The organism is Pseudoalteromonas sp. SG41-2 (genome assembly GCF_014164535.1).
In the GTDB taxonomy this organism is placed as follows: domain Bacteria; phylum Pseudomonadota; class Gammaproteobacteria; order Enterobacterales; family Alteromonadaceae; genus Pseudoalteromonas; species Pseudoalteromonas rhizosphaerae.
Genome location: NZ_JACJFK010000014.1, coordinates 1 through 19,012, shown reverse-complemented (window position 1 = coordinate 19,012; position 19,012 = coordinate 1). Strand labels below are relative to the sequence as shown.

Below are 19,012 nucleotides of genomic sequence, written 5' to 3'. Positions count from 1 at the left end.
GTATCTAAACATGTTTTGCAACATTCATAAAGTTTTTGCGATTCTAGCTTCAATAACGCCGATAGATGACTTATTAGCTGAAACTACGTTAAACTGGCGCCTTCGTTCAAGCAATTGCTGACGCATACATTAAAATGAAAACAAAAACCGATAAAATAACTATTTTTGACGTTGCCAGAGAAGCTCAAGTTTCTAAGTCAACGGTGTCGTTAGTGCTTACAAACAGTGACAAAGTCAGTGATAAAAGCAAAGAAAAAGTATTGCATGCCATTGATAAGCTTGGCTATGTATATAATAGAGATGCGGCAGCACTGAGAAGTCGCCGCTCTAACTTAGTGGCGTTAGTTATTAATGACTTAACTAACCCTTACTCTGCGCAAATAGCGGTAGGACTTGAAAACCATATTCATGCCCTTGGTATGCTGCCGATGTTAGTGAACACCGCCGAAAATGTTGAGCGCCAAACACAAGTTGTTAAAACACTCAAAGAATATAATGTTGCCGCATTTATCATGTGTCCTGCCCCGGGAACTACCCAGCAGTGGGTTGATGAACTTATCAATAGTGGTTTCCCGGTCATTCACATTATGCGCGAAGTGGCTTTTTGTGCCGCCCCGACAATATTGCCGGACAATAAAAAAGGCACTCATCTAGCCACTAGCCATATTTTACAACAAGGTATTGAGGATATCGCTTTTATAGGTGGAACTGATGATATTTCTGATCATCATGAACGTTTAAGTGGTTTTCACAGTGCCTTAAAGCAGTTTAATATCCATCAACACAAACCAACGATCACCGCCGCCACGAACCGTCAAGGCGGGCGCGATGCCTTTGCTACGTTGTATGCGCAATACCCTGCGACTAAAGCGATTATTTGTTTTAATGATGTTATTGCATACGGTGTCATAGAAGCCATTCGCCAACATGGTTTGATACCCGGTAAGGATATAAAAGTAGTCGGTTTTGATGATTTAGCTGATTCATGTTTAATGTCTCCCTCGTTAAGCAGTGTCACCATCAATGCGGACGATATTGGTAAGCATACTTGCCAAGTACTGCAAGAATTACTTAATCAAGGCACTCCTGCGGTGCGTACCTTAGTCGATGTTCATCTGCAAGTAAGAGATTCAAGTCAATGAAAAAAGTCTTAGTAATTGGCTATGTATGGCCAGAACCAAATTCATCAGCGGCCGGCACTCATATGATGTCGCTATTAAAAGCGTTTAAAAATGAAAATTGGGCGGTTGAATTTGCCAGTCCCGCTCAGAAAACCGAGCATATGGTTAATCTGGATGACTACGGGATCAGCAGCGCAACTATTGCCCTTAATTGTGCAAGTTTTGATGAATATGTTATCAACTACGCCCCTGATATCGTCATGTTTGACCGTTTTATGATGGAAGAACAATTTGGCTGGCGAGTAGATAAACATTGCCCTAACGCAGTAAAAATCCTTGATACTGAAGATTTACAATGCTTACGCAATGCCCGCCATGAAGCGCATAAAGGCAACCGAGCATTTAACCATAGTGATTTACACTCTGACCTCGCCAAACGAGAAATAGCCGCTATTTTACGCTGTGATTTAAGTTTAATTATCTCAAGTTTTGAAATGCAATTACTTGCTGATGTATTTAAAGTCGACAGTAACTTATTGCATCATCTGCCTTTTATGGTCGATTTAAGCTCACTCCCTGAGCAAACTAAATCGTTTGAGCAACGCCAACACTTTATGACCATAGGTAATTTTCGCCACGCCCCAAACTGGGATGCCGTACTCTATTTACAACAAATCTGGCCGCTCATTCGTAAACAACTACCCCAGGCTGAGTTACATATTTATGGCTCTTACCCACCGCCAAAGGCCACCGCGCTTAATAACCCCCAAACTGGCTTTTTAATAAAAGGTTGGGCGCATGATGCCTATCAAGTAATGGAAAGTGCGCGTGTGTGCATCTCACCACTGCGTTTTGGTGCTGGCATTAAAGGAAAGCTGTTAGAGGCGATGATCATGCAAACACCCAGTGTTACAACGACAATTGGTAGTGAGGGTATGCACCATGATTTACCTTGGAGTGGTGTGGTTGAAAATGAGCCGCAGCAATTTGCCGATGCCGCTGTGGCTCTGTATCAAAATAAAAGTTTATTTACGCAGGCACAAACAGCCGGTAATACGATATTAAAAACGCACTACGACAAACAGCTTTTATCTAATAATTTAATCATTAAAATTCAATTGATTAAAGAGAAATTACAAGCTCACCGCGAAGCAAATTTTACAGGCCAAATGCTCAAACACCACACAATGCGTAGCACTCAATATATGGCGCAGTGGATTGAGGCTAAAAACAAATAAAAAAAACTAGACAGGCGGTGATTAGTGTTTAAAATTCCCGCCAAACTAGCTAGGCAAATTTAGATGTATTGTCTATATTTTTTAACTGAATAATTTAAATTTTGGCTCAATACAAATTTGAAAACCGCAACGTTCACAGAAAAGCGCAAATTTATCGTTAAACTGGGTAAGATGCTTCATAAGTATGGCACCCCAGCTTATCGACTCGAAGCTCACTTAATGGAAGTGGCTACTTACCTTGATCTTAAATCTTCATTTGTCATGTCACCCACTTCCGTTACTTTTGTAATTTGGACCGATGGCCATGAAGATGAATATACTCACGTTGCCCGTGTTGATCCTGGCGATCACGATTTAGGTTCGTTAGCCGATACCGATGATCTGGTTAATAAAATGCTCAATGGCGAACTCACGCTACAAGAAGTTGACGTTCAACTCGACGCCATTTTTATTATGCCAAATCCGTATAATCGCTTTACCACAGGGGTTGCCTTTGCCACCTCAGGCGGCGCATTTGCAATGCTGATGGGCACCAGCTGGAATGACGTATTTTGGTCAGCGCTACTTACCTCTGTCGTTTACTTATTTGTACTGTGGTCAGCGCGTTCAAAACGCGTGGGCCATATGTTAGAGCCATTAGTGGCGATAGTCTCGGCTATTTTGGCCTGCGCTGTAAGCGTGCATTTAGACGTCGGGATTAATATTCGTTTAGTGGTATTGTCTGCGATTATTGTGTTTATACCCGGGCTTGCATTAGCACTGGGCCTAGCAGAACTTGCAGCGCGGCATTTAGTTTCTGGTACAGCGCGTGTGATGGATGCTTTTATGCTGTTGTTTAAACTGTATTTTGGTGCCTTCATCGGCATTGCGATTGGTTTTGCACTATTCGGCCAAGCCGATTTCGTACAACCTGACCCTTTACCTAAATGGACGGCTTGGTTGGCAATCTTTTTACTCTGTAGCAGCTTAATCGTTATTTTTAGAACCAAACTAAAACATGCTACATGGTCTATCGCCTCTGGCTTTATCGCTTATGGCAGCAGTATTGGCTCTGCGATGTATTTAGATTACACCTTAGGAACATTTGTAGGTGCATTTGCGGTGGGTGTATTTAGTAACCTATTTAACCGCGTAGCAAACGCTCCTGCCTCAATTGTTGCCATGCAAGGCTTGATTGTATTAGTTCCAGGTAGCAAAACTTACATAGGTCTAAACTCATTAATTGAAGGGCAAGACTTTGTGTATGCGGAGCACATCGGCCAACAAACCTTCCTAATATTTATGTCATTGGTGGCTGGATTAATCTTTGCCAACGTTGCACTCCCACCGAAAAAGAGTTTATAAAGCAATTAAGTGCGGTAGTTACTATCGCGCTTAAACCTTATCACTTTAATCTCTTCATTAAACGCCTACTTGTGCGTATTAATCGCATATTTTAGCATTTAAGGTACACCTTGTTATAATCCTTCGATAATTAAAACATGCGAAGGAAAATTCATGATAAAAACTAGCCTAGCACTGGCTCTTGGACTCTCAAGCTCACTGGCATTTGCAGCCACATCGCTTACTGTAGAAGATATCCCTAAAATTCAGTCAGTTATTCAAACCAGCATTAGTCCAAATGGTGACAATGTTGCATTTACCCGCTCAGTGCCACGTGAATTATACGTCGACGAGAATGGTGCCAATTATAGCGAACTCTATGTCGTCGATGATGAAGGTGTCGAGCGTCCTTTCATTACCGGCTCTGTAAGTATCAAGAGTATTCAATGGTCAAACGATAGCAAAACGATCTACTTTTTAGCAAAACTTAAAGACGACAAGTTTACCGCGTTATATCAAATTCCAGTGGATGGTGGTCAAGCGCAAAAAGTACTATCGCTTAAAGACACATCAATTTCTAGCTATCAGTTAAGCCCGAATAACAAACAACTCGCTATTTTAGCTATGCCAGCGGCTGATAAATCTGAAAAAGAGCTGAAAAAATTAGGCTTTATGGCTGAGGTGTACGAGCTAGGCTTAAAAGATAAACAACTATTTATTGTCGATTTAGCCAAAACAGATAAACCTCTTACACCAACAGCGCTTAACGTTGCAAACTATGTAAGTGATGTAAACTGGGCCGCAAAAGGCGATAAGTTATTAGTAAAAACCCAGCCTACAGCGCTAATTGACGACAAATACACTAAATCACAATGGCACTTATTTGATATTGCGACTAATCAAGTGACGATGTCGTTTGCTACTGAAGGTAAATTAGACGGTGCTGAACTGTCTCATGATGGTCGTTACATCGCAATTCTAGGTGCCGAAGATAAGCATGATCCAGCCGCTGGTCGTTTATTTTTAGCTGACACAAAAACAGGTGAAGTAAGTGATTGGTTACCTAATTTCATGGGTCATATCGTTGATTTTGAATGGTCACATAAACGCAACACGCTTAATTTTATTGCCAATGTAGGTACGCAAAGTTTTGTCGCGAGCATTAAAACCGGCTCTAATAAATACAAAAAAATTATTAATGAAGGCCAATTTATTGCATCAAATCTGAGTATTTCTGATTCAGATAAAACCTTAGCGCTACGTGCAAACACTGCAAAGCACCCAAATGAAGTATTCATTATTCGTGGTTCTAAAGCACAACGTTTAACGGATTCAAACAACTGGTTGAATGACAAACGTTTTGCTAAGCAAGAAACTATTTCACTTAAGGCTCGCGACGGTGTTGAGATTGATGGCGTATTAGTCTACCCATTAGATTATGAAAAAGGCACGCGCTATCCATTGATCATGTCAGTGCACGGTGGCCCTGAAAGCCATGACAAAGACGGTTGGGTAACAAACTACTCGCGTCCAGGTCAAATGGGAGCAGCACGTGGTTATGCAGTATTTTACCCAAATTACCGTGGCTCTACAGGTAAAGGCGTTGATTATTCAAAGCTTGGTCAAAACGACTATGCAGGTAAAGAGTTTGACGATTTAATTGACTTTAAACAGCATCTTGTTGAAATGGGCTTAGTTGATACTAAACGTGTTGGTATTACGGGTGGCTCTTATGGTGGTTATGCATCAGCATGGGCCGCAACAAAATTGACTGAACACTTTGCTGCGAGCGTGATGTTTGTAGGTGTTACCAACCAACTATCTAAATTTGGAACTACTGATATTTCTAACGAAATGAATCTTGTGCATGCACGTTCATACCCATGGGATAAATGGCAGTGGTATTTAGAGCGCAGCCCTATTTACTGGGCAGGCCAGTCTAAAACACCATTACTGATCATGCATGGTAAAGATGATCCTCGCGTACACCCTGCACAATCAATGGAACTGTACCGTTATATGAAAGTACAAGGCAAAGATGTACGCCTTGTATACTATCCTGGCGAAGGTCATGGTAACCGTAAAGTAGCCGCGCAATATGATTACAGTTTACGTTTAATGCGTTGGATGGATAACTATTTAATTGACGGCAAAAAAGACATGCCAGCATTCGAGATTGACCATGCAGGCAAGTTAAAAGCGGTAAAAGACGCCAATAAATAATCCTATTATTTTGTGTTAAATACGCTTTTAGGCCAACATTCGTGTTGGCCTTTTTGCTTTTAAATAACAATGAATATGGATGTAATATAAAGACCTAACTCGGTAATTTTTACAAGAAAACACCTTAACAAGCTCAAATATAAAAAATTAAATCAATATATTACAACAACTTAAAAGTTGGCTTCTGTCTTGCAATATTCATTGTAATTAATGAGTAAAGCAAGGAAAACCCATGAATATTTTTGAAGCACTTCGTAATGATCACGACAAACAACGTTCGCTTGTCGATGCGCTGATAAAAACCCAGGGGGAGTCACCGAATAGACAGTCTCTTATGGATAATTTAAAACATGAGTTAGTAGAACATGCTAAATTTGAAGAGCGTTATTTCTATAATCCTTTGATGTTTGATGATTTAACCCATGAAAAAGCCCGTCATAGTATTGCAGAGCATCATGAACTTGATGAATTGATTGAGCAACTTGAAGAAACTGATATGAGCTCACCAGTGTGGCTTGTGACCGCTAAAAAATTACATCATCTTGTACATCATCATCTGGCTGAAGAAGAGCATGAAGTATTTCAACTAGCCGGTAAAGCGCTAACCGAAAGTCAAAAAGAAAGTCTAGCCGAAAAGTATAATGATGCGATGAGTTAACTGCTATATGTGCCCGCTTTAATTTATAAAGCTCTCTAAATAGCAACAACTCTATACCATTTGCATTTATTAGGCACCTCTAACACGGTCAATACTTGGCTAAGCAAACACTCTTAAATTAACTAAGCCCGGCATCAAACGCTGGGTTTTTTAATGCTCATGCTCCATCCCCACCTTTATTTAATATGAAAATCATTCATTGAATGTAAATATTTCGCAATTGAACATACAACTGATAATTGTTATCATACCTACCTTGGTTGCTTATTAGATTAATAATCTTTATTCTTGTCATGAAGGAAGTACAATGAAATCCCGCCCGCTTTATCTGGCCTCACTGATCAGTGCATTATTAACATCAACAACACTTATTGCTGATGATGACACAGCTGAAAATATGGAAGTGATGGTTGTCACCGCTTCTGGTTATGAGCAAAAATTAATAGATGCACCTGCAAGTGTCTCGGTTGTCTCTCGCGAAGATCTACAAAATAAGCCATTTACTAGCCTTGCTGATGCGCTTCGTGATATCGAAGGTATCGATGTTGGTGCCGGACAAGATAAAAACGGTAATATTAGTATTACCATGCGTGGTTTACCCGCAAGCTATACTCTAGTGCTTATTGATGGCCGCCGTCAAAGTGATGTAGGTAATATAGGCCCAAACAACTTTGGTAACAGCCAATTTATGTATATGCCGCCACTTGAGGCTATCGAGCGAATTGAAGTCGTTCGTGGCCCAATGTCCACTTTATATGGCGCTGATGCAATCGGTGGTGTAATCAATATTATCACTCGTAAAAATCTTGATAGCACCCATGGTAGCGTCACGGTAAGCAGTAATATCCAACAAGACGATCAATACGGTAACGATAATAAAGTCGATATATATTTGACCGGCCCAAGCGGCGTTGAGGGATTAACTTACGGGATCCGTAGTAGTTTTTATGACCGTCAAGAAAGTGAGCCAACTTACAGCGAAAGTTTACCACTTCCAGATGGCAGCATGTGGGTTGATGATGGTAGCTTTGGCGATAAAAAAATCGTTGCAGCACGTAACTGGAATGCCGGCGCAACAATAAACTACCTGATCAATAATCAGAATGAAATTACCTTTGAGTACGACATAGCCAAACAGCGTTACGATAACACCGAAGGTCAAACGGGTACGTTAGATAGCCCAGTCAGTTTATGGCGTGTTAGCAAAGGCATTGTACAGCCACGCGTTGGTTATACTCCATATCAACGTGTTGAACGTGAGCAATTTGTATTTGCACATGTTGGTCGATACGATGTTGGTACGCTTACCAGCAGCATGACCCAAAGCAGCAGTGAAAACTTTGGTCGCTCATTACCTCTTAATGTACAAGAGCGTTTAGGTGTGCAGGCCATTTGGGACCAAGCAGTACAGGATCAAGGCATCGACAAGCCAGAACTAACGGATGCAATTTACGCTCAACTTGATGAGACTTTTTTACCACGCCCAATGCGTACACTAAAACTTGATAACTTAATTATTGATACTAAGTTTGAATCAAATATAGATAACCACTATTTTGTAGTAGGCGCACAATATTTTGATGCCGAAATGGAAGATGGTGTATTTGGTATGTACGGGGATGGCTTCCGTGAAGGTACGACTCAAGATCATCGTCAAACAGCTGTATTTGCTGAAGATAACTGGGAAATTACCACAAATCTAACTGCAACTTTCGGCGCTCGTTATGATCATCATAATATCTTTGGCTCACAAGTTAGTCCTCGCGCTTATTTAGCCTACTCTCCTGCTGATGAATGGACTTTCAAAGGTGGTATCAGCACAGGATATAAAACCCCAGAGCCAAACCAACTATTCTCTGGTATTACAGGTTTTGGTGGCCAAGGTACTAAACCTTTTGTTGGCACGCCAGACTTACAACCTGAAACCAGTGTAAACTACGAAATGGCTGCTTACTTTAATGGCAGTGATAGTTTTAGTGGTAACGTAACGGTGTTTTACAATGATTTTAAAGACAAAATCATTAACCAAGATAACTTACCAAACTGTGAAGTGGCCATAGCTGATGAACCTTGTGTTGAAATTGGCGCAGGTTGGGCAGGCATCGGTAGCACCACCTTTACGCAAGCTGCTAACGTAGATAAATCAGCTACTCGTGGTGTTGAAATTGCTGCTAATTGGCAGATTATTGAACAGTTGTCACTACGTGGTAACTTTACTTACACCGATAGTGAAGTGAAAAGTGGCCGTGATGAAGGACTACCTTTAGTTAATACACCTAAAAATATGTATAACTTAACGCTTGCATGGCAACCATTGGATGATTTGAGTATTTCACTTATTTCTGAAATCCGCAGCGATCGTTACCGTGGTACGGCAAATGTGTCTGGTCCACAGGGCCCTGAAACACAAAAGCTCTACTACAAAGCCTATGATTTATATCATTTAGCAGCAAGTTATAAAATTAATGATAGCCTAGCATTAAATGCCCGTATTAATAATCTGTTAGATGACGACTTATCAAGCCGTACTTGCTTATTAGCAACCTCAGAGGAAGAGTACGAATGTACATCTGATTACAATACCACCCAAAAAGCACGCAGCTTGTGGGTATCAATGAGTTACAGTTTCTAGAATAAAAAGCTATAAAAATAAAGCCCAGCAATAATGCTGGGCTTTTTATTATTACGATTTAACCGTGCCTTTTATACTTCATCACCCAACACAGATCCGTGGCCGAAGCAGATTAAAGCGTATACTCAATAAGGGTTCCCGATGAATAAGCAAAGGAAGCCTTAACTTATAGAATTAAATTTTAGAGTTTATTCGCTTAGTATGTAAAGATATGTTCTGAAAGATTTAATTTAAATCATTGAGGGATCTTATGTATAGAATATGGCTATTAAGTTTATGCTTTGTCTTCGGTGTTGCAAATGCACAAACGCCGCAACCACTGAGTTATGACGCATTATTAAGCAACTATAATTACGATTTTGACGTTAACTATTTTAACCTTGACTCACAAGGGCTGTCGTTAAAAATGGCGTATATTTACTTACCAGCAAAGGCTGGTAAACCCGTTGTGACTTTAATGCACGGTAAAAACTTTAACGCTCATTACTGGACTGAAACTGCACTATTGCTACAAAAAATCGGTTATGGCGTGCTGATACCTGACCAAATTGGTTTTGGAAAATCATCTAAACCACGAGATTATCAATTCTCTTTTGCAGCCTTAGCTAGTCACACCCATGCTTTAATGAGCCAACTTAATATAAATAAATCAATTGTATTGGGTCATTCTATGGGCGGTATGCTGGCAAGTCGCTTTGCGCTTATGTATCCACAAACAACCCAACAATTAATTTTACTCAACCCTATTGGCCTTGAAAATTACCTGCAATATGTTGATTATAAAGACACTAACTTTTTTTATAAAAATGAGTTAACTAAAACACCTGCCGGGGTAAAAGCATACCAGCAAAAAAATTACTATGACGGAAAATGGAATAACCAATTTGCTGCTCTGACGAATTTTATCACCGGACAAATTCAAGGCCCAGATAAAGAGCTAGTAGCGTGGGTTAACGCAAAAACATACGACATGATTTTTACTCAACCCGTTATCACCGAGTTTAAAAACTTCATCATGCCTGTTTCACTAATTATAGGTACAAGAGACAGAACAGGACCTGGCCGTAACTGGAAGAAACAAGGGGTAGATTATGAACTTGGCCGCTACGATCAATTAGGTAAATCAGCCGCGGCATTAATTCCTCACAGCCAACTACTTGAACTGACTGATTTAGGTCATTTACCCCATATTGAAGATTTTAAGCGCTTTAAAGCTGTATTGTTAAAAGCCTTAGAAGCAGGCTCAAAGCCACTAGAGTAATATTTAGGCAGATCAGCGGTTAAAGTTATTAACAGCTGATTTGATTACTCAACGCTGACCTTTGAAAACCAATTAATAAACATAAATGCCTACTATTAGATACCTTTTAGCGATAACAGAAAAATATTGTTAATTAGCATGTGGATTCACTTTTAATATTTTGATGGCACTAAAAAATAACAACTCACTGATATAATTAGACTAAAACCCTATCTCCATTAATATATTACTATTCTGAAGTTATTTAAAAATTAAATAACTTTTCAGTTTAAAACTAAAAAAGCAGGTAATGTAAACTTAAAGTTAAAAAAACAAGCAGTCTGTTGTTGACCAAATTACAACCTTAGCTTACTCTATGTAAGCGCTTACAACACACACATTGATAAATGTAAGCGCTTACAACTTCGTTCGTAGACACAATAACAACCACAACGAAGTACTTTTAAATTTTTGTCGATACTGGGGTTCAACTAATGAACATGACAACAACCAAAGTAAGCCGCCTTGTTGCGGCAATATCCATGACCATGCTATTTGGCTGTGGTGGAAGTGCTGAGACAAAATCTGACTTCACAAAAGTCGATCCACAAAAGCCGGTTTCTGATTGGCAAATGGTTTGGAGTGACGAATTTGATGGCGCAAGTATTGATTCTAACAAATGGAATTTTGAATTAAGTTGTGCCGGTGGTGGTAACAACGAAAAACAATGTTACACCGATAACGAGCAAAATGCGTTTATCAAAGATGGCATATTAAATTTAGTTGCTTTACCGGCCGACGAAGGTGCCGAAAAGCCTTATACATCGGCACGTTTGAACACCCGCTACAACGCAGATTTTACTTATGGCCGTTTTGAAATGCGTGCAAAGTTGCCTTCAGGGCAAGGTAGCTGGCCTGCTTTTTGGATGATGCCAACTAATGAAGTATATGGTACATGGCCGCGCTCTGGCGAAATTGATATTTTAGAAGCTGTAAATTTAAAAACAGTTGCTGAAGATGGCACCGTTGAAGCTAATATTCATGGCACACTTCACTATGGTCGTGAATGGCCTAACAACTCGAACTCTGGTAAAGCATACACATTTGCAGAGGGGATGAACCCTGCTGACGATTTTCATACTTACGCTATTGAATGGCAAGAGGGCGAAATTCGTTGGTACGTAGATGACTACTTATATGCCACACAACGTCGTTCTGAAGTTCGTTATAACTCAAAAGACGAAGCTGTTGGCCTAAAACATAGAGGTTGGTTTGCTGAATACTTTGAACAAGGTAATGGCGAGCTTACAACACATTGGGATAATGCCCCCTTTGATAAAGACTTTTACCTTATTTTAAATAATGCCGTTGGCGGTGATTGGCCGGAAAACGTAAATAACTTAGGCGTTGACGCTGCAGCATTTGCAGAGGGTCAAAGCTTTGAGATTGATTACGTACGCGTTTATCAATGTGCAGCTAATACTGACACAGGTAAAGGCTGTGAGACAGTGCGCCCAGGTTACGACAACTTAGAAGATGCACTTGTTGAAGGTAAAGCGCCTGTACCTACTCCACCAAGTGATGGTGTTGCAAAAAACCTTGATATTTTTAATGGTAGCTTAGACGCAAACTGGATCGCTTGGGATTGTTGTGGCGGAACCACACCAGAAACCATTATCGACGCTGACAAAGGCGACGTGGTTAAATTTAATATCAACGATAATAACGGTACAGTATTAGGTTTTTCAACCCGTGGCGGTCACTTCCCTGATGGCTTTGCAGGGTCATCGTCTCCATTTGATGCTTCTTTACTGCTTGATTTAAATGGTCGTGTATCATTTGATATGAAAGTAGTGACTCCTCCAACATCTTCAACTACTTGGTTATTAAAGGCTGAAGCCGGTGATGGCGGCCCTAATACGGGCGACGTCCCACTTAGCGAAAGTAATGAAGGTGTAACGCCTGTTACTGGCCAATGGCAAACCTATACGTTTCCGCTTTCTTTACTACAAGAAAGAGGCCTCGATATAAGTGCTATTGATGTATTAATGGTATTTCCTACATGGCAAACAGGTGGCGGTGCCGAGTACTTAATTACCAATGTAGCTATTGAAGGTGACTTACCAAAAGTCGATCTTTTCAGTGATGAACAAAACCTAGATTGGCCAATGTGGGATTGTTGTGGTGGTTCAAAACCGGTTGAAGTAATGGATGATGAAGAACACGGTTTAACGGCTGAGTTTACTATTGGCGCAACAGCAACAGTAATGGGCTTTAATAGCCGCACAGCTGCAGGCGGAAGCGGTGAAGCATTCGATGCTACTTCGATATTAGAAAACGGTGTAATAGCGTTTGAGTTAAAGGTGATCTCAAAACCAAATAATCTTGATTCAGTTTGGAATTTCAAAGTTGAGTCTGATAACGGTAGCTCTGCTGTCGAAATTCCATTAACTGACAGCGTCGAAGGTGTAGAACCTACTATTGGTGAATGGCAAACATATACCTTTACCCTTGCTGATTTAGCGGGTGCAGGTTTAGATGTTAGTGCATTAGATGTGGTGATGATTTATCCAACTTGGGACACAGGTGAAGGCGCTGTTTATCGTGTAGATAACGCATTCATTGGCATTCCATAACTAAGAATCACTTTATGGTAGGTGCGTATAAGCACCTACTTACCGTAAAAAATTTAGTAAAAAGCAGAGCAATTATGAACACAAATAAGTTTAAAAAAAGCCAATTAGCGGCTTCTGTGTCACTTATCATCGCTGCAAGCACATTTAACTTCGCTAACGCTGCGCAAGAAAGTACTGCCGAACCTGAAATCGAAGTAATACAAATTAAAGGTATACGTGGTTCACTGATCCGCTCTATGGACATGAAACGCGATGCATCTGGAGTAGTCGATGCAATTTCTGCCGAAGAAATGGGTAAATTCCCAGATACCAACTTAGCTGAATCACTACAACGCATTACGGGTGTATCGGTGAGTCGTGCAAACGGCGAAGGTAGCCAAATTACAGTCCGTGGTTTTGGCCCTTCATTTAATTTGGTAACACTTAACGGTCGCCAAATGCCTGGAACGGGTAACTCTCGTTCGTATAATCTTGAAAACATCGCCTCAGAAGGTGTAAGTGCCTTAGAAGTATTTAAAACTGCCCGTGCTGATGTGCCTAGCGGTGGTTTAGGTGCGACAGTTAATATTTCAACATCGCGCCCTCTGCAAAGACCTGGGCAGCACTTTTCAGCAACAGCAAAAGCAATTCATGACTCATCAAATGAAGTTGGTAGCGATGTAACACCTGAAATATCAGCTATTTACAGCAATACCTTTAATGATGAAATGTTTGGTATTGGCTTTTCATTCTCGCATCAACAGCGCGACTTTCAAAAACAAAGCGCTAATATTCAAGGTTGGCAAGCTAATGTAGATTTACCGACTCTTTCAGAAGATAAATTTATTGATGCTCGCCCAGTTGATGCAGACGGTAATCGCGTAGGTAATCACTTTTTTGCAAAAGACATGAACTACGCTATTGAAGATTTACAACGTGAGCGTACCAATGGGCAAGTAACACTGCAATTTGCACCCACTGATAATTTTGTGGCCACCCTTGATTACACAGCAAGTGAGGCTACAACAGGGTCAAAAACTCTCGGCTGGGGTATTTGGAACGACTTTGGCAGTAATATTAACGGTTACGAGCTAGATGAAAATGGCACCGCTATTTATGCCGATATTAGCGGTAACGATGCGTCATTTACCTCGAGTAAAAACACCACTGAAGTAAAAGCTCGTTCTATCGGTTTAAATTTAGATTGGCAAATTAATGATACATGGCAAATTGAGCTTGACTACCATGATTCTAAAAACGAAACCGACAATGGCGCAGACAAAGGTCTAGGTAGTGATGGGCAAGTTATTTTAGGTTCTGATCAGCTTGTTAATAAAATTTATGATTACCGCACTGGCGAAGTTCCGCATACGCAAGTTAATTGGAAAAACGGCACGAATGTATTAAGCCCAGGTGAGATTGATTCAAACTTTAGTCAGTTTATTCATTCACCGGGGGAATCAAATATTGAACAACTTCAACTACATGCAAGTTGGATAAATGAAAGTTTTGACATTGGTTTAATTGAAGTTAAGTTTGGTGGTTCGCGCACAGAGCAAAACACCGGTGGTTATGAGGCATGGAGTGGCTTAGTTGGTGGCCCTGGTTTTAATCCTTCTTACACTGAAATTTTCCCAGATGGTATGTTTACACTTCATGATACCTCAGGATTATTAGATCAATTTGCCGGTGGCGGTAGCAATTTACAACCAAACTATTACTACAGCTATGATTTTGACGAAGCCGTAGCAAGACAAATGGCATACTTAACCGCTGATGTAACAGGCGGCGATGCTTATGCACCTAATGCCTATCTTGATGGCATTGACAGTCAAAGCTCGGTTGAGGAAATTACCAACAGTATTTATGTTCAATCACGTTGGGAGTTTGACGTTAGTAATTACTACGTTAAAGTAAACGCAGGTCTTCGCTACGAAGAAACCGATGTAACCAGCTCTGTTCGTCAGCGTGTTGAACAACAAGTTAATTGGATCAGCGCTTCAGAGTGGATCACTCAATATTCAGCAGGTGGCGATGATAACTTCTTAGTTCAAGAAGGCAGTTATGATATTTTACTGCCATCAATTGACTTAAGTGTTGACCTAACTGATGACGTGGTTGCTCGCGTATCATGGGGCAAAACAATGTCGCGTGCACCTTTAGGCGATTTAGCTGGCGGTCGTTCACTAACAGGCAGTCCAAAACCGGGATCACGCGTAGGTAGTCAAGGTAACACGGGGCTATTACCGTTTGAATCAACAAATCTTGATTTATCTTTGGAGTATTACTACGCAGAAGGCAGTTATGCATCTGTAGGTTACTTTAAAAAGGACGTTGATAACTTTATTCAAACCACCATTACCCCAACCACCATTGAAGGCTTATATGATATTTTAAATGGCCCGCGCTATTTACAAGCTGTGAGTGATATTGAGGCACGTGGTGAGCAAGCAACAACCGATGCCATTTTTGCACAAATGCTTGCTAATGGTGATGGTAATGCCAATGGTCAAATTGAACCAAATAGTAACGATCCACTTATTACTTGGAACATTAGCCAACCACAAAATACCGATAGCAAATCAGTCGATGGTTTTGAAGTGGCAGTACAACACTTAATTGGCGAAACAGGCTTTGGTGTCGGTGTTAATGCTACATTTGTCGACGGCGATGTTGAATTTGATACAGACAGCTTAGACCAACAAGCTCCGTTAACGGGCTTAAGTGATTCAGCTAACTTCCAAGCGTTTTACGAAAAAGATGGCTTATCAGTAAAACTGACTTACGCATGGCGCGATTCATACCTTATTGGTGTAGGCCAAGCACAAGGTTCTGCTGATGCACCACCACAATATGCGAAAACATATGGCCAGTGGGATATGAGCGTAAATTATGACGTTAACGAGAATGTGACGGTATTCTTTGAAGGTATAAATCTCAATAATGAAACCGAGCAAGGCTATGGCCGTTACGAAGAGCAGTTCTTATTTGCTCGCCAGTATGGTCCACGCTACGCAGTTGGTGCACGCTATACCTTTTAATAAACCTAAGTAATTAAACAGTCCAGCCGCTCACTGAGCGGCTTTTTTTATAGCTGTTTAATTTTTTCTAATAGCTTATCGGTTGTCCAATCAATAGCGTTATAGGCAATATCGGGCTTATAGTAATCGCCCTTTGCTCTTGCTCTATCAACATACACTTTATTAGGGATAATAACTTTACCTAACCCTGAGGGTAACTCGGCTAATCGAACATCCATATACAATGAATCAGCACTGCTTGGCGCGCCAAATAACTGAGTGTTTGAAAACTGTTTAAATACATCAATGGCGCCAAGACAGGCACTTGCACACTGTGGTGGCACAATAACAAAAACCTGTGTTTTAAAGTCACTCACTAGCGATGTATTTTCGCTTTGATTTGATTTGCTTTGCTTTGCTTCTATATAAAATGGCTTATTGTTTTCAAGTGACTTTGCCATACCTGCAGCTATTTCTTTAATCTCTTTATGGACTTCAGGTTGATCTTTCACCACTTCAATTAATGATTTAACATGGTTAGTATTATCTTTTGACGCTCTCCACCAAACTCGGCTATTTTTTGAGTAGTTATCCATTTTTTGTTCAACAACTTGCTCACCCCACAACGCTTTTGCAAGCTTTAAGCTCCAATACGACGAGCCACCTTGGTTGTGACGAAGATCTAAAACCACCGTTTTTGCACTGAGTAACTTAGAACGTTGATCAGTCACTTTTTTATACAGGTTATTGTAATCATGAGTTTGCTTATCGTTATTTGCAAAACTGGGCATAGCAATCCACGCTATGTTTTGCGTAGGCCAAGTTAAATCGGTTGTAAGCTCATCCCCATTATAGGCATGTGTTAAATGCTTACTTACACTCTTTGGCCGAACAGACCAATCAAGGGTTTTACTGTAAGCTTGCCCATTGGCTTTTATTACTCTGCTATTGAGCGGCGCAGCTTTCGCTGAAGATAACTGTTATTTAACAGCTATTGTAAACAATGTATCAACCCCTTTATTACAAGGTGTTGCATCGACATAAGACTAGTAAAAGGGGTTAACCAATTTGAATTAGTATGTACACTAAGTCAAAGTGGTGTATTCACTTTTACTCGCCCTGCACTTAAGAGCTTTTCGTGGCAACAAGATGGCGCATTAAAAGCTCCCTTAAAAACAAATCATGCAGTGCAAAATTATTAGCTAATGCTAGGTGAGTTTGATAAGTATGAGCTAGCAAACATGGCTAACTCAGCTATATTAATCTTTTTTAAATAACACCTGTGGATAAACCATTGTTTTCATTTCTAATACATTACCGTTTGGATCTTCAATAAAAAACGTTTCTTGTTCAAATTCATTGCCAACAAAACGACGGTATGGCTTATCTAAATATTCAAGACCTGCATCTGCAATACGCTTTTTTAATGCTTGAAATTGATCTTCTGATAAGTGAATGCCAAAGTGAGGAACTGCCACCGCGCCCATATCAACATCATGACGAACAGTTGGTAAGCGCTCAACACTTTGATGAAGCGTTAACTCGTTACCCCAAAAATCAATGTCTACCCATCGCCCTGCTTCACTATTGCCCGTTTTACAGCCAAGTACGTCACAATAAAATGTTTTCGCTTTTTCGAGATCACCGGCAGGAATTGCTAGGTGCAAACAGTTGGACATAAATTACCTTTATTAATAACTTTTAACATATGAAATATGCTGCATTATACATAAACTGCAATTTATATAACATTAACAGCATTACTTTTAGTAATTAATTGCATACCACCAAATCTAAAACTAATACTTTATGATGTGTGTGCTATGCCTAAATCCATCTCCTTGAAGTTCATCGCTTTTGTAAACGCGTACAACATTGGCATTATCTATTGTTGTGTCTGCGGCTTTAACTGGCCTCATTGGTTCATTCCATATCCTGCAGATTATAAAAAACATTCTTATGCATCTATTTATACACGTAGTTTTGCCAGTATGTGTTTCACCGTTTTAATTAGCAACTACTGGAAAATTGCTATTATTTCTGCAACTGGCGCTGCGCTCACAACTGCTAAATAAAAGTATTCTAATAAAGAGTAATCCGTTCGCTCTTTGTCGTTTAATAACTAATATAAATATAAATATAAAACTATTAATGACCCTAAACCGCCTACGCTATAATAATTTCATATCTAGCCTTGTTATTTTTTACGTATATCTGTTAATATCCTCCGCGAACTTTATTTGCCCTAAATAAAGAATAATCATATACGGATTTATGAACATGAAAAAACTAATCGCAGTAGCAGCTCTATCTTTACTTCCTTTCTCAAATGCAATGGCTGACCAAGATATTGGTTGTGGTCTTGGTTCAATGTTATTTGCTGGTCAGCAAGGTAAAGGCGTGAAAATTTTAGGCGCTACAACTAACGGTACATCAGGTAACCAAACTTTTGGTATCACTTTTGGTACTCTAGGTTGTGATGGTACTGGTACAGTAACCTCTTCAGAAAAAATTGCTTTATTCATCGACGGTAACATGGAGCAACTTGCTCGTGATATGTCAAAAGGTGAAGGCGAAACTTTAGCTACTCTAGCTGAAGCTTGGGGCGTTGCAGATCAAGATAAAGCAGCGTTTAATGCGCTAGCTCAAGCACAGTATTCTTCAGTATTCACTTCTGAAAATGTGACTTCACAAACAGTTTTAGAAAACCTAAACACTGTAATTGCAAGTGATGCAAAACTTGCTTCTTATACTCTTTCTTAATCAGCTAAATTAGCCGGTTTTTATACGTATAAATAAAGCCGCTGGGGTTTATCTCAGGGCAAGATCACGAACTTTACCTTGACTTAAAAGTATGATCTTATACTCCTTTTTAAGGAGCCCCCATGCCTGATATTCAACTATTTAAATATTTCGAATCAATTGACGACCCTCGCCAGCAG

At 40.1% G+C, this 19,012-nt stretch carries 11 protein-coding genes and 2 pseudogenes; 11 read left to right on the top strand and 2 right to left on the bottom strand.

Annotated features, from left to right (window positions below; translation table 11 throughout):
• The first annotated feature begins 134 nt into the window (after window positions 1-134).
• The 9 genes from H5186_RS12475 to H5186_RS12435 all read left to right on the top strand — a co-directional run bounded on the left by H5186_RS12475 (window position 135) and on the right by H5186_RS12435 (window position 16,091).
• The gene (locus H5186_RS12475) at window positions 135-1,142 is read left to right on the top strand and encodes a LacI family DNA-binding transcriptional regulator (RefSeq protein ID WP_182717550.1); all 1,008 of its coding nucleotides are present in this window, start codon (window positions 135-137) and stop codon (window positions 1,140-1,142) included.
• On the top strand, window positions 1,139-2,359 hold the full coding sequence (locus H5186_RS12470; RefSeq protein ID WP_182794527.1) for a glycosyltransferase: 1,221 nt from the start codon (window positions 1,139-1,141) through the stop codon (window positions 2,357-2,359). The genes H5186_RS12475 and H5186_RS12470 overlap by 4 nt, the downstream gene beginning before the upstream one ends.
• A gap of 117 nt (window positions 2,360-2,476) precedes the next feature.
• Window positions 2,477-3,703 carry a threonine/serine exporter ThrE family protein gene (locus H5186_RS12465; RefSeq protein ID WP_149980016.1) on the top strand — a complete coding sequence of 409 codons (1,227 nt, stop codon included), beginning with the start codon at window positions 2,477-2,479 and terminating at the stop codon, window positions 3,701-3,703.
• A 153-nt stretch (window positions 3,704-3,856) separates the two neighbouring features.
• Window positions 3,857-5,905, top strand: coding sequence for a S9 family peptidase (locus H5186_RS12460; protein ID WP_149980015.1), 2,049 nt, complete (start codon window positions 3,857-3,859; stop codon window positions 5,903-5,905).
• A 232-nt stretch (window positions 5,906-6,137) separates the two neighbouring features.
• A complete protein-coding gene (locus H5186_RS12455) occupies window positions 6,138-6,563 on the top strand; it encodes a hemerythrin domain-containing protein (RefSeq protein ID WP_149980014.1) in 426 nt (141 codons plus the stop codon).
• Window positions 6,564-6,870: 307 nt separating this feature from the next.
• A complete protein-coding gene (locus H5186_RS12450) occupies window positions 6,871-9,195 on the top strand; it encodes a TonB-dependent receptor domain-containing protein (RefSeq protein ID WP_182794526.1) in 2,325 nt (774 codons plus the stop codon).
• Between the two features lie 250 nt (window positions 9,196-9,445).
• Window positions 9,446-10,456, top strand: coding sequence for an alpha/beta fold hydrolase (locus tag H5186_RS12445; RefSeq protein WP_182794525.1), 1,011 nt, complete (start codon window positions 9,446-9,448; stop codon window positions 10,454-10,456).
• A 473-nt stretch (window positions 10,457-10,929) separates the two neighbouring features.
• The gene (locus H5186_RS12440; RefSeq protein WP_182794524.1) at window positions 10,930-13,071 is read left to right on the top strand and encodes a glycoside hydrolase family 16 protein; all 2,142 of its coding nucleotides are present in this window, start codon (window positions 10,930-10,932) and stop codon (window positions 13,069-13,071) included.
• 74 nt (window positions 13,072-13,145) lie between these two features.
• Complete coding sequence (locus tag H5186_RS12435; protein WP_182783495.1) at window positions 13,146-16,091, top strand: TonB-dependent receptor; 2,946 nt, start codon at window positions 13,146-13,148, stop codon at window positions 16,089-16,091.
• Between the two features lie 47 nt (window positions 16,092-16,138).
• Here H5186_RS12435 and H5186_RS12430 read toward each other — a convergent pair.
• Both H5186_RS12430 and H5186_RS12425 read right to left on the bottom strand, forming a co-directional pair.
• Window positions 16,139-17,008 (bottom strand): annotated as a pseudogene (locus H5186_RS12430) (S41 family peptidase); the annotation flags it as partial.
• 321 nt (window positions 17,009-17,329) lie between these two features.
• Window positions 17,330-17,749, bottom strand: coding sequence for a VOC family protein (locus tag H5186_RS12425; protein ID WP_182739529.1), 420 nt, complete (start codon window positions 17,747-17,749; stop codon window positions 17,330-17,332).
• Between the two features lie 196 nt (window positions 17,750-17,945).
• Here H5186_RS12425 and H5186_RS23375 point away from each other — a divergent pair.
• Together H5186_RS23375 and H5186_RS12420 are read left to right on the top strand one after the other, a co-directional pair.
• Window positions 17,946-18,136 (top strand): annotated as a pseudogene (locus H5186_RS23375) (hypothetical protein); the annotation flags it as partial.
• 214 nt (window positions 18,137-18,350) lie between these two features.
• Window positions 18,351-18,833: a DUF3015 domain-containing protein gene (locus H5186_RS12420; RefSeq protein ID WP_149980008.1), complete on the top strand. Its 483-nt coding sequence runs from the start codon at window positions 18,351-18,353 to the stop codon at window positions 18,831-18,833.
• Window positions 18,834-19,012: the final 179 nt, after the last annotated feature.

What these genes read in the sequence shown, in the direction of transcription:
- H5186_RS12475 (WP_182717550.1), top strand. Translation starts at nt 135, where the DNA reads ATGAAAACAAAAACCGATAAAATAACTATTTTTGACGTTGCCAGAGAA.
- H5186_RS12420 (WP_149980008.1), top strand. Translation starts at nt 18,351, where the DNA reads ATGAAAAAACTAATCGCAGTAGCAGCTCTATCTTTACTTCCTTTCTCA.
- H5186_RS12455 (WP_149980014.1), top strand. Translation starts at nt 6,138, where the DNA reads ATGAATATTTTTGAAGCACTTCGTAATGATCACGACAAACAACGTTCG.
- H5186_RS12460 (WP_149980015.1), top strand. Translation starts at nt 3,857, where the DNA reads ATGATAAAAACTAGCCTAGCACTGGCTCTTGGACTCTCAAGCTCACTG.
- H5186_RS12445 (WP_182794525.1), top strand. Translation starts at nt 9,446, where the DNA reads ATGTATAGAATATGGCTATTAAGTTTATGCTTTGTCTTCGGTGTTGCA.
- H5186_RS12440 (WP_182794524.1), top strand. Translation starts at nt 10,930, where the DNA reads ATGAACATGACAACAACCAAAGTAAGCCGCCTTGTTGCGGCAATATCC.
- H5186_RS12435 (WP_182783495.1), top strand. Translation starts at nt 13,146, where the DNA reads ATGAACACAAATAAGTTTAAAAAAAGCCAATTAGCGGCTTCTGTGTCA.
- H5186_RS12470 (WP_182794527.1), top strand. Translation starts at nt 1,139, where the DNA reads ATGAAAAAAGTCTTAGTAATTGGCTATGTATGGCCAGAACCAAATTCA.
- H5186_RS12425 (WP_182739529.1), bottom strand. Translation starts at nt 17,749, where the DNA reads ATGTCCAACTGTTTGCACCTAGCAATTCCTGCCGGTGATCTCGAAAAA.
- H5186_RS12450 (WP_182794526.1), top strand. Translation starts at nt 6,871, where the DNA reads ATGAAATCCCGCCCGCTTTATCTGGCCTCACTGATCAGTGCATTATTA.